The 11845-nt window shown below is 69.5% G+C and carries 11 protein-coding genes; 7 read left to right on the plus strand and 4 right to left on the minus strand.

The window, feature by feature from the left end; translation table 11 throughout:
- The first annotated feature begins 165 nt into the window (after positions 1-165).
- Positions 166-1044 carry a formate dehydrogenase accessory sulfurtransferase FdhD gene (fdhD, locus tag K9U41_RS18735; protein ID WP_282642387.1) on the plus strand — a complete coding sequence of 293 codons (879 nt, stop codon included), beginning with the start codon at positions 166-168 and terminating at the stop codon, positions 1042-1044.
- A complete protein-coding gene (locus tag K9U41_RS18740) occupies positions 1034-1264 on the plus strand; it encodes a formate dehydrogenase subunit delta (protein WP_282642388.1) in 231 nt (76 codons plus the stop codon). Before fdhD ends, K9U41_RS18740 begins: the two co-directional genes overlap by 11 nt.
- Before the next feature lie 54 nt (positions 1265-1318).
- Here K9U41_RS18740 and K9U41_RS18745 read toward each other — a convergent pair whose 3' ends face one another.
- The 3 genes from K9U41_RS18745 to K9U41_RS18755 form a co-directional block, all read right to left on the minus strand.
- Positions 1319-2371: a cation diffusion facilitator family transporter gene (locus K9U41_RS18745; protein WP_282642389.1), complete on the minus strand. Its 1053-nt coding sequence runs from the start codon at positions 2369-2371 to the stop codon at positions 1319-1321.
- A gap of 77 nt (positions 2372-2448) precedes the next feature.
- The gene (pcaD, locus tag K9U41_RS18750; protein ID WP_282642390.1) at positions 2449-3225 is read right to left on the minus strand and encodes a 3-oxoadipate enol-lactonase; all 777 of its coding nucleotides are present in this window, start codon (positions 3223-3225) and stop codon (positions 2449-2451) included.
- A gap of 138 nt (positions 3226-3363) precedes the next feature.
- Entirely contained in the window at positions 3364-5163 is a 1800-nt protein-coding gene (locus tag K9U41_RS18755; protein WP_282642391.1) for an ABC transporter ATP-binding protein, read from the minus strand.
- 506 nt (positions 5164-5669) lie between these two features.
- Here K9U41_RS18755 and K9U41_RS18760 point away from each other — a divergent pair.
- The 3 genes from K9U41_RS18760 to K9U41_RS18770 all read left to right on the plus strand — a co-directional run bounded on the left by K9U41_RS18760 (position 5670) and on the right by K9U41_RS18770 (position 7922).
- Complete coding sequence (locus K9U41_RS18760; protein WP_282642392.1) at positions 5670-5927, plus strand: zinc-finger domain-containing protein; 258 nt, start codon at positions 5670-5672, stop codon at positions 5925-5927.
- A 45-nt stretch (positions 5928-5972) separates the two neighbouring features.
- Positions 5973-7175, plus strand: coding sequence for an FAD-dependent monooxygenase (locus K9U41_RS18765; protein ID WP_282642393.1), 1203 nt, complete (start codon positions 5973-5975; stop codon positions 7173-7175).
- A gap of 246 nt (positions 7176-7421) precedes the next feature.
- Positions 7422-7922: a GNAT family N-acetyltransferase gene (locus tag K9U41_RS18770; protein WP_282642394.1), complete on the plus strand. Its 501-nt coding sequence runs from the start codon at positions 7422-7424 to the stop codon at positions 7920-7922.
- A 79-nt stretch (positions 7923-8001) separates the two neighbouring features.
- Here K9U41_RS18770 and K9U41_RS18775 read toward each other — a convergent pair whose 3' ends face one another.
- The gene (locus K9U41_RS18775; protein WP_282642395.1) at positions 8002-9396 is read right to left on the minus strand and encodes a class II 3-deoxy-7-phosphoheptulonate synthase; all 1395 of its coding nucleotides are present in this window, start codon (positions 9394-9396) and stop codon (positions 8002-8004) included.
- A 335-nt stretch (positions 9397-9731) separates the two neighbouring features.
- On the opposite strand from K9U41_RS18775, the gene K9U41_RS18780 reads away from it, so the two are divergent.
- Both K9U41_RS18780 and K9U41_RS18785 read left to right on the plus strand, forming a co-directional pair.
- The gene (locus tag K9U41_RS18780; protein WP_282642396.1) at positions 9732-11000 is read left to right on the plus strand and encodes a multidrug effflux MFS transporter; all 1269 of its coding nucleotides are present in this window, start codon (positions 9732-9734) and stop codon (positions 10998-11000) included.
- Positions 11001-11175: 175 nt separating this feature from the next.
- A partial coding sequence (locus K9U41_RS18785) for an SHOCT domain-containing protein (RefSeq protein ID WP_282642397.1) occupies positions 11176-11845 on the plus strand: 670 nt, incomplete at its 3' end.

Genomic DNA, 11845 nt, shown 5'->3' on the forward strand with positions numbered 1-11845 from the left:
GCTCGGAGATGTGAATAAGAGACAGCCCCTTACCCCGCCCCTCTCCCGCAAGGGGAGAGGGAGCGGCACTTTGAACCGGCTGGAGGGGGACTTTCGCAGAGGTCTCGCTCGCGGGAAGTTCACCCCTTCCGGAACCAGATCTCCGCTCCCATGTGAAACCTTGAGATGACTGAAACGCCCTCTACCTGCCCGCTGCCGGCGGACACCGCCCTCCCCGCCCCGCCCCCGGCGCGGCGGGTGGAGCGCGTACAGGTGCGCGACGGCGCGGTGTCCACCGGCGAACGCGCGGTGCCCGAGGAAGTGCCGGTCGCCCTCACCTTCAACGGCACCACCCACGCGGTGATGATGGCGAGCCCCACGGACATCGCCGACTTCGCCCTGGGCTTCGCCCTCACCGAGGGCATCGTTGCGTCCGCCGCCGAGATCCTGTCCCGCGAGGTGATCGTGGTGGACGAGGGCATCGAGGCGCGCATGTGGATCGCCGAGGAGAAGATGAAGCATCTCTCCGCCCGGCGCCGGGCGCTGGCCGGCCCCACCGGCTGCGGCCTGTGCGGGGTGGAGAGCCTTGCCGAGGCGGTGAAGCCGGCGGCGCTGGTGACGGCGGACACCCACTTCTCCCCGGCGACGCTGCTCGACGCCATGGCCACCCTCGGCCCACTCCAGAGCCTCAACCATGAGACCCGCGCGGTGCACGCGGCGGCCTATTTCGAGCCCGGCCGCGGCATCCTCGCTTTGGCCGAGGACGTGGGCCGGCACAATGCCCTCGACAAGCTGGTGGGCAAGGCGGCGGAAGCCGGCTTCGACACCGCGCGCGGCCTCCTGCTCCTGACCAGCCGCGTCTCCATCGAGATGGTGCAGAAGGCCGCCGTGCTGGGGGTGGGCGTCATTGCCGCCGTCTCGGCGCCGACGTCGCTGGCCATCCGCACGGCGGAAGCGGCGGGCATCACCCTGTGCGCCATCGTGCGTCAGGACGGCTTCGAGATCTTCACCCATCCCGGGCGCATCGCGCTCCCCTCACCGGAACGGCAGAACCATGTCGCATAGCACTGCTGAAAAGCTCGTCTACATGGCGAACCAGATCGCGACCGCCTTCTCGGCGCAGAAGCACGCGGAGGCGGTGGAGGCCACGCGCATCCACATCCAGAAGTTCTGGGACCCGCGCATGCGCTCCAAGATCGCCGAGCATATCGCCCATGGCGGCGAGGGCCTTTCGCCCATCGCCAAGGAAGCGCTGGAAGGGCTCAAGGCGGCAAAAGCCGCCTGAAAAGCCCGCGCGGCGCATGAGCGAAGCCACGAAGGAGTGGCGAAGGCCGCCTGATCACACCACGTCCCTTGGCGCGAGGGCGCAGGCCATCCGCCCCTGCTCGATCTGCAGCACCGGGTGGGCGATGCCGAAGCGCGCCTTGAGTTCGGCGCAGGTCTCGCTGAGGAAATCGTCGTCGAGCGCCGCCTCCGGCCGCACCAGATGGGCGGACAGCGCCACCGAGGTGGTGGAGAGCCCCCAGATGTGCAGGTCGTGCACTTCGCGCACCCCCGGACGGGCGGCGAGGAAGGCTTCCACCTGTTCGGGATCGACGCCCGTCGGTACCATGTCCATGGCAAGGTTGACGCTGTCGCGCAGCAGGCCCCAGGTGCCGACGATGATGGCCACCGCGATGACGAGCGACACCACCGGGTCCAGCCACAGCCAGCCGGTGAGCGCGATCACCCCCGCCGCCGCCACCACGCCCAGCGAGATGGCGCCATCGGCCACCATGTGGATGAAGGCGCCGCGCACGTTCAGGTCGCCCTTGCGGCCGGCCATGAACATCAGCGCCGTGCCCATGTTCACCGCGACGCCGACGAGCGCCACCACCATGACGATGCCGGTCTGCACCGGCTCGGGCTGCGACAGGCGCGAGATGGCCTCCAGGATGATGCCGCCGGTGCCCAGCAGCAGGATCATGGCATTGGCCAAGGCGGCGAGGATGGAGGAGCGCCCGTAGCCGTAGGTGCGCAGCCGCGTCGGCGCCCGCCGCGAGAGCCATGCCGCGCCCCAGGCGAGCACCAGGCCGAGCACGTCGGAGAGATTGTGCCCCGCATCGGCGAGCAGGGCGAGGGAGCCGGCATAGAGGCCGAAGATCACCTCGACGATGACGAAGCCGAAATTCAGCCCCGCGCCGATGGCGAAGGCGCGCAGGGAATCGGGAACGGCATGGTCGTGGCCGTGACCTGATTGGCCGTGGCCTGAATGACCGTGTTCCGCGTGCGAGTGGCCCGCGTGCGCCAGCCCCGGGTGACCATGTTCGCCGTCGCCGTGGGCGTGGCCACCGGCATGGTCATGGTCATTCTCGTGGTCATGATCGTGGGTCCCGGTCTCCGGCGACGCCATCCTGTCCTCCCGGTCCATCCGCCGCGCATGTTCCACAGGCGCGCGCGAATGTCACCGGCTCAGGTGTCGGCTGAATGTCAGCCGAGGAAGCCTTCCACCGTGCGCACGAACGCCTCCGGCTGCTCGATGGCGGAGAGGTGGCCACCGGGCAGCCGCGCCAGCTTCGCGCCCGGGATGGCGGCGGCAATGGCCTCGCCCCAGGCCGCAGGCGTCGAGCGGTCGCCGTCCGAGACGATCACCAGCGTCTGCGTGCGCACGGCCTTGAGGTCGTGGCGGAAGTCCATGTCGCGCATGGCGGCGCTGGTGCCCATGTAGCCGGCAGGGCTGGTGCCCGTCACCATGGCCCGCACGCTGGTCACCCGCGCCGGCGCCGTGGCGCGGAACTGCGGTGTGAACCAGCTGTCGATGACGGAATTGGCGATGGGCTCAAGGCCGTCGCGGCGCACCGCCTTGATGCGCTGGTCCCAGAAGCGGGACGGGCCGGCGTGGGCGGTGGTGTTGGCGAGCACCAGCCGCGTCAGGCGCTGGGGCGCGTTCAGCGCCAGCCACTGCCCCACCATGCCGCCCAGGGACAGGCCGCAGAAATCGGCGTGCGCGAGGCCCAGCCGGTCGAGGATCGCCAATACGTCGCGGCCCAGGTCGCCCATGGCATAGACCTGATCGGGCGCCGCGCTGGCGCCATGGCCGCGGGCGTCGTAGCGGATGACGCGCCGGGTGCGGGCGAACAGGGGCGCCACCTCGTCCCACATGCCCAGCGTGCAGCCCAGGGAATGGGACAGAACGAGCGGTGGCGCGCCTTCGGGACCCGTGACTTCGACCTGGAAACGCTCCCCGGACATCTCGATGAGCGGCACCGCACACCTCTTCTGGATTCAATATGCCAAGATAGGTGTAGCGCCTTCGCAAGGCCGCGCAAAGGGCCGGATGCTTCGATTCACTGTCCGCAAGCGGGGGGCAAGTCGGGAGGCGGCACCATCGCGCCGCCTCCCGTGTCACGCGGCGAGACCGCGGGCCAGTTCCATGGCCTGCCGCTCGAACAGGCGGCGGTAGAGGCCACCCTCGCGCCGCACCAGGGCATCGTGGTCGCCCTCCTCCACGATCCGCCCCCGGTCGAACACTAGCAGGCGATCAAGCGAGCGCACCGTCGAGAGCCGGTGGGCAATGACGAGGGTGGTGCGCCCCACCATGAGCCGCTCCATGGCCTCCTGGATGGCGGCTTCCGATTCCGAATCGAGGCTGGAGGTGGCCTCGTCCAGGATCAGGATGCGCGCATCGGCGAGGAAGGCGCGGGCGATGGCGATGCGCTGGCGCTCGCCGCCGGAGAGCTTCACCCCCCGCTCGCCCACCAGCGTGCCGTAGCCGCGCGGCATGCGCTCGATGAAGCCGGAGGCATTGGCCAGCTCCGCCGCCCGCCGGATCTCCGCGAAGGAGGCGTCGGGACGGCCATAGGCGATGTTCTCCATCAGCGAGCGATGGAACAGGACCGGCTCCTGCTGCACCACCGCGATGGCCCGGCGCAGCGACGCCTGCGTCACCGCGCGCACATCCTGCCCGTCCACGATCACCCGGCCGGAGGTCACGTCGTGCAGGCGCTGGATCAGCTTCACGAACGTGGTCTTGCCCGAGCCGGAATGGCCCACGAGGCCCACCCGCTCGCCGCCGTCGATGGTGACGTTCAGGTCCTCGAACAGCGGCCTGTCATGGCCGCGATAGTGGAAGGTGACGTGCTCGAAGGCGATGCGTCCATCCTCCACCCGGATCGGCACGGCATCCCTGGCATCGGCGATGGCCACGGGCTGCTGGTGGATCTCCACCAGTTCCTCCAGCTCGTTGAGCGAGCGCTGGAGATTGTGCACATGCATGCCGATGTCGCGCAGGTAGGAATGCACGACGAGGTAGGTGGTGAGCACATAGGCGATGTCGCCCGCGCTGGCCGCGCCCTGCCGCCACAGCATCAGCGCCGTGCCGATGATGGACGCCTGCAGCGCCACCAGCGCCATCAGCTGCGCCGTGCCGGCCCAGGTGCCAGCCATCCAGGTGCGATAGGTGCGCCCGTTCCACTTGGCGAGCACGCGGTCGAGCCGCGCCTCCTCCCGCTCTTCGGCGCCGAAGCCCTTCACCACCGCGTTGCAGCCCACCGCATCGGCCAGCACGCCGCCGACGCGGGTATCCCAGGCATTGGAGAGGCGGGCCGCCGGCGCCACATAGTTCAGCGACAGCACCAGCGTCAGCGCCACGAAGGCCACCGCGCCCACCGCCACCACCAGGCCCATCACCGGCCAGTGCAGGCCCAGCAGGATCGCCGAGCCGGCCAGCGCCACCACGGACGGGAACAGCGCCACCAGCAGGGTATCGTGCAGCACGTCGAGGGACCACATGCCGCGCGAGATCTTGCGCACGGTGGAGCCGGCGAACGTGCTCGCATGCCAGTCCGCCGAAAAGCGCTGGACCCGGGCGAAGGCGTCCGCCGCCAGATCCGACATCATGCGCAGGGTGAGCCGCACGATGATGAAATAGGTGAAGTGCCGCGCGGTGACCATCACCGCGCCGAGCGCCACGATGGCGAGGAAGGCCGCCGTCGCCGCCTGCCATGCCGCCTCCCGGTCCGCGCCCGAAAGCGCGCCGATGAGCCGGCCGGCAAACAGCGGCACGAACACTTCCGCGAGCGTGGCGACGAGCACGGCGGTAGCGGTGGCGGCGATGATGCCCTTCCGCTGCCGCCAATGGCCGAGGAGAAAGGCGAAAACGGCGCGGAAGGACACCCCGCGCTTATGGGTCTGAAAGAGCGACATGACACGATTCCGGCCGCGCAAGGGTATGCGCCAGGGCCGGTCCCTGGTTCGGACAAGGAGAGAGGGCGGCACGAAGCGCGCCGCGGACGTAAGACGGAGGGCGGGCGGGCGTCGTCATCCCCGCCGGGTGCCGGGAGGCAGGCCGGCGCGAGGGGAAACTGCGCGCACAGAAAAGAAAGCCGGGCTAGCGGCGTGGGCGTCGGGGAATGACGTCGGTGTGGTGCGTGCGCCGGAACAGGCCGCGCGCAAGACCGCAGACGACGCGGGACGAAGAGCGGACGCGGGCAAACCTTAAACGGGATGGTGCGCCGGACATGAAATGCTGCATGAACACGACCCCCCCTTCTTCACCTGCCGCCAGGATAACCCCGACAAAACCGTTCGTCGAGGCGGCGCCCGTTTCCGCAACCGCGGTCCTGGCCGATCTGCCGCGGACCGGGGCCTTTCACCGGCGCCCATCAGACGCTAAGGTCGCGGCGCTTTTTTGAACGCACACGGGCGGAACCATGGCGGACACCGGCATTCCCCACTTCTGCAACGACCTCGGCGTCACCCTGATCGAGGTGGGCAGCAAGGAATTCATGTGCATCGGCGCCAAGCCGCCGTTTGACCATCCGCACATCTTCATCGACCTCGGCGGGGATACCGAGGCGGTCTGCCCCTATTGCTCCACCCTTTATCGCTACAACCCGACGCTTGCCGCCGGCGCGGCGAAGCCGGAAGAGTGCGAGTGGCACGATACCCCGGCGGCCACCGCCGCCTGACCGAAAGCTGATCCGCCGGCTCCCCGTGCGGAGCCGGATGCCGCCATGGCCGAGCCCATTCCCTTCAGGTCCAGTCCCTTTCGGCCCAGGCCCGTCCGCGCGGCGCGCAGCGCCGTCGTGGTGGGCGCGGGAATCGGCGGGCTCGCGGCGGCCATCGCGCTCGCCCGCGCCGGCCTTGCCGTGCAGGTGGTGGAACAGGCGCGGAAGCTGAAGGAGGTCGGCGCCGGCCTCCAGCTCACCCCCAACGCCACGCGCATCCTGCGGGATTTCGGCCTGCTCAACCGGCTTGAGCAGGTGGCGGTCGCCCCGCGTGCCCTTGAGGTGCGCGACGGGCGCAGCGGCGCGCCCCTCACCCGCGCCGAATACGGCCCCGCCACCAGCCGCTACGGCGCGCCTTTCCTCGTGGTCCACCGGGCCGACCTGCAGAACCTGCTCGCCGAGGCGGCGCAGGAGGCCGGCTGCGCCATCGCACTGGGCGCGGATCTCACCGCGGTGGAGCCGGCCTTCGGCAGCGTGCGGGCGGTGGTGAAGCAGGGCGAAAACCTCATCGCCCATGGCGCGGACATTCTTGTGGGCGCCGATGGGGTGCGCTCGTCCGTGCGCGCCCATCTCGGCCTGTCGGCGCCGCCCGTGTTCGCCCGCCGGCTGGCGTTTCGCGCCACCGTGCCGATGCCCGGCGGCCACCCGCCGGAGGTGCGGCTCTATCTCGGGCGCGACGCCCATCTGGTGGTCTATCCGGTGAAGGGCGGCGAGGTGCTGAACCTCGTGGCCATCGTCAAGCAGACCGAGCCGGTGGCCCGCTGGAACGCGCCGGGCGACAGTGCCGCCGTGCATGCCGCCTTCGCCTCCTGGAGCGGCGAGGTGCGCAAGCTGCTGGAAAGCGCCCCCCATTTCCTGTGCTGGGGCCTCTACGACATCGATCCCCTGCCCCGCTGGAGTTCGGGCCGCGTCACGCTGCTGGGCGATGCCGCCCATGCCATGCTGCCCTTCCTCGCCCAGGGCGCGGCGCAGGCCATCGAGGATGCGGTGAGCCTTGCCGGCGCGCTCACCCGCGAGAGCGATGCCGCCACCGCCCTGCGCACCTACGAGGCGGAGCGGCGCACCCGCACCGCGCGCATCCAGGGCGAGGCGCGGCGCAACGGCATCATCTACCACCTCTCCGGCGCCCCCCGCATCGCCCGCGACCTGGTGCTGCGCCGCCAGGGCCCGGCCCTGCTCGACCGCTACGGCTGGATCTACGGCGCCTGACAGTTCCCGGCCATGCGGGCATCGAAGCCCGCCCTCTGGACCTTCCCCGACGGCCGTGGTATCGGCGCGCCTCTCTCCCGAGGAAGATGTTCTCGTGCAGGACGTGATGGTAAACCGCCTTCAGCGACGACGACAGGACACGGTGCGCACGACCGCCCGTGCCTTGCCGCCCGCCTGACGACCCGGTTGGTGATCCCTCCGGCTCTCTCGCGGGCCTTTCGTCCTGCCCGCGAAACGAGCCCCTGAATGACCGAGCTTCCCCTGTCCATCGCCGTCGAGACGGCGGCCGACGACCACGACATCGACAAGCTGCACGAACGCACCTTCGGCCCCGGCCGGTTCGCCCGCACCGCCTTCCGCATCCGCGAGCAGGCGCCGCACGAGCGCGCGCTGTCCTTCACCGCACGGGTGGGCAACATGCTGGTGGGCTCGGTGCGGCTGACGCGGGTGCGCATCGGCACCACGCCCGCTTTGCTGCTCGGCCCGCTCACGGTGGAGCCGCCGTTCCAGTCGGTGGGCATTGGCGCGCGGCTGATGGAGGTGGCGCTGAAGGCGGCGCAGGAGGCCGGCCACGGCCTGGTGGTGCTGGTGGGGGACGAGCCATACTACGCCCGCTTCGGCTTCAAGCGCGTGCCCGTCGGCCGGGTGACGCTCCCCGGCCCCGTGGACGCCGCCCGCCTGTTGGTGGCGGAACTGGCGGAGGGGGCGTTTGCGGACGTGCACGGCATGGTGGGCGGGGCGGGCTGACACCCTCTCCCGGAGCAGGCAAAAGGAAACGGCGGGCACAAGGCCCGCCGTCCCGATATCTGCCCCTCTCGCGTGGGGATCACTCCGCCGCCACCACCTCCGGGCGGCCGCGGGCGAGGCGCTCGCGCTTCAGCAGCTCGGCCACCAGGAAGGCGGTCTCGATGGCCTGCTCGGCGTTGAGGCGCGGATCGCAATAGGTGTGGTAGCGGTCGCGCAGGTCCTCGTCCGAGATGGCGCGGGCGCCGCCGGTGCATTCGGTGACGTTCTTGCCCGTCATCTCCAGATGCACGCCGCCGGCAAACGTGCCCTCGGCCGCATGGATGTCGAAGAACGAGCGGATCTCCGACTGGATGCGCTCGAACGGCCGGGTCTTGTAGCCCGACGCCGCCTTGATGGTGTTGCCGTGCATGGGATCGCACGACCACGCCACCACGCGCCCTTCCTTCTCCACCGCGCGGATCAGGCCCGGCAGGTATTCGCCCACCTTGTCGGCGCCGAAGCGGCAGATGAGGGTGATGCGGCCCGGCTCATTGTCGGGCTGCAGCATGTCCAGAAGGCGGATGAGGCCGTCGCCGGTGATGGAGGGGCCGCACTTGATGCCGATCGGATTGCGGATGCCGCGGAAATACTCCACATGCGCATGGTCCGGCTGGCGGGTGCGGTCGCCGATCCACAACAGGTGGCCGGAGGTGGCGTACCAGTCGCCCGAGGTGGAATCCACCCGGGTCAGCGCCTGCTCGTAGCCGAGCAGCAGCGCCTCGTGGCTGGTGAAGAAGTCCGTGGTCCGCATTTCCGGGTGGCTCTGCGGATTGATCCCGCAGGCGCGCATGAAGTCGAGCGCCTCGGTGATGCGGTTCGCCAGCTCCTGGTAGCGCGAGGACTGGGGGCTGTCCTTCACGAAGCCCAGCATCCACTGGTGGGCGTTCTCAAGGTTGGCATAGCCGCCGTTGGCGAACGCGCGCAGCAGGTTGAGCGTCGCCGCCGACTGGCGGTACGCCTCGATCTGCCGGCGCGGGTCCGGAACGCGCGCCTCGGGGGTGAAGGCGATGTCGTTGACGATGTCGCCGCGGTAGCTGGGCAGCGTCACGCCGTTCTCGGTCTCGGTATCCGAGGACCGGGGCTTGGCGAACTGGCCGGCGATGCGGCCCACCTTCACCACCGGCGTGCCGCCGGAGAACGAGAGCACCACCGCCATCTGCAGGAAGACGCGGAAGAAATCGCGGATGTTGTCGGCCGAGTGCTCGTCGAAGCTCTCGGCGCAGTCGCCGCCCTGCAGCAGGAAGGCTTCGCCGCGGGCGACCTTGGCGATCTCCGACTTCAGGCGGCGCGCCTCGCCGGCGAAGACGAGGGGCGGGTAGGAGGCAAGCTTGGCTTCCACCTCGGCGAGTTCTGCCTTGTCCGGATAATTGGGCATCTGCACGCCGGGATAAAATCGCCAGCTATCCGGACGCCAGCCTTCGGCGCGGCGAGACATCTCGGCGCCAGGGACAGGTGCGGATTGCGGGCGGGTCACCATTTCACTCTCCATGTTCTCAAAATCCGGGCCGGCTCGTCCGGCGCCGGGTCCAACCCCAGCGTTCCTCTTGTGTTCGCGGGGCCGGAAGGCGGGCTTATACACGAACCCGCGCCGCGCCGAAAGGACGCGGCGCAAACACGGTTCGGTGTCAGCGGAGGGCGCCTCTTCTCCTGACCGGCGCCATCGCCTATGTGTCGTCCACCCTTGTGTCCTCCCCTGCCGGTCGCCCTTCCCCGCGCACCGCATTTCACAGCCGTGTCTGTTGCGGGACACGCCCAACGCCAGAGCGTTTCATGTCCCATCCCGAGCGCGCCCCCGCGCCCCGCAACGCGTCCATCCCGGCGAAGGCGACGGCGCCCATACGTCCGGCCTTCGTGGAGTTCGTCGCCCTCATCGCCCTGCTCATCGGCATGACGGCCTTCTCCATCGACAACCTCCTGCCGGCCTTCGGCGCCATCCGCGAGGATTTCGCCCTCGCCAACGCCAACGACGTGCAGGTGATGGTCTATGCCTATTTGCTGGGCATCGGCGTCGCGCAATTCCTCTACGGCCCCATCTCCGACGTGGTGGGGCGCCGGCCGATCCTGTTCGCGGGCCTGGCCATCTATGCGGCGGGCACGCTGCTGGCCCTGTTCACGCGCGATTTCACGGTGCTGATCGCGGCCCGCGTCATCCAGGGCGTGGGTGCGGCCTCGGGGCGGGTGCTCGCCATCGCCATCGTGCGCGACCGGTTCGAGGGGCGCGAGATGGCGCGCATCATGTCGCTCGCCATGATGGTGTTCCTCACCGTGCCCATCCTGGCGCCGGCGCTGGGCAGCCTGATCCTGGCCTTCGGCTCCTGGCACCTCATCTTCATCGCCATGCTCACGCTGGCGGTGGCGCTGCTGATCTGGTTCGGCCTGCGCATGCCGGAGACGCTGCATCCGGAATATCGCATTCCCTTCTCGCTGCGGGCCATCGCCAAGGCGGTGGTGCTGACCCTCACCACCCGGCGCACGGCGGGCTATGCGGTGGCCATCGGCCTGATGATGGGATCGCTGATGGCCTATGTGGGCTCCGCCTCCCAGGTGTTCCAGACCGATATCTACAAGCTGGGCAACCTGTTCCCGGTCGCGTTCGCCGCGGTGGCGGGCATCATGGCGGTGGCCTCCTTCACCAACGCGGCCCTGGTGCGGCGGATCGGCATGCGCCGGCTGTCCCACGGTGGCATCTGCGGCTTCATCGCTGTGGGCGCCATGATGGTGGCCGCCAGCCTCGCCTATGGGGGAAAGCCGCCGCTGCTGCTGTTCTGCGGCCTTGTCGGGGCCGGGCAGTTCCTGTTCGCGCTCACGGTGCCGAACTTCAACTCCATGGCCATGGAGCCGCTGGGCTCGGTGGCCGGAACCGCCTCCTCCTTCATCGGCGGCTTCACCACCCTCATGGCCTCCGTGCTCGGCTATGTGGTGGGCCGCGCCTTCGACGGCACGGTGCTGCCCCTGAGCCTGGGCTATATGGTGCTGGGCGCCATCGCGCTGGTGTTCGTGCTGTGGGCCGAGAAGGGCCGGCTGTTCGGGCACAGTTAATAGCCGGCGAACGATCCGGTCGGCATGGTCCCTGCTCCGTGCTGGCTGCATGGGTGCCCCGCCCCGCGCCGCGGATTCTGTCGGAGAACTGTCCGCAAGCCGTGGTAGAAGAAGCGCTTGCGCCTACACGCTTGCGCGATCTTGCGCCCGCAGTTCGAACGACAACAGGAGCCTCATGCCTCAACTCTCGCCCGAAGGCCAGGCGGCCATCAACGCCATCTCCCAGCGCACCGGCTTCAGCCCGGATGCCGTCACCTCCATGCTGTTCTCGGTGATCGCCGGCAACGGCTCGATGGCCCAGTTCAGCCATCCCGAGTTCGGCGGATCCGGCCAGTGGATGCGCGGCGGGATGACCATGGTCTCGGACATGTTCAACAATTACCTGAAGGGCCGCGTGGACGGCCTGTGCAGCGAATTGTCGAACCTCGTCGCCAGCCAGCCCGGCCTTACCCAGAGCGGCAGCTTCCAGTCCCAGAACCAGGGCGGCGGGAATTTCGGCAGCGGGCAGTGGCAGTCGAGCGGCGGCGGGATGGGGATGGGTGGCAACCAGTCCAGCCTGTTCGTGCCGGACGCCTCGGGCAACTTCAACTGGTGGCCGGCGGATCTTGGCCAGCCGGCCAGCACCGGCGCGCAGAACTCGGTGCGCTACGCCTATTTCCCGGGATCCCACCGCCTCGCCATCGACCTTAACGGCCAGGTGACGGTCTATGACAGCCTCGACCACCAGATCGGCGGCTTCTCCCAGCAGCAGGGCGGCTCGGGCTCCCTTACCTTCACCAGCCAGTATGGCACGGTGTTCGTCTCCAACCTGCCCATCGTGAGCGGCGCCCCCCAAGCCCCGGCCT

Origin of the sequence: Xanthobacter autotrophicus (assembly GCF_029991245.1) — a bacterium.
Classification (GTDB): domain Bacteria; phylum Pseudomonadota; class Alphaproteobacteria; order Rhizobiales; family Xanthobacteraceae; genus Xanthobacter; species Xanthobacter autotrophicus_C.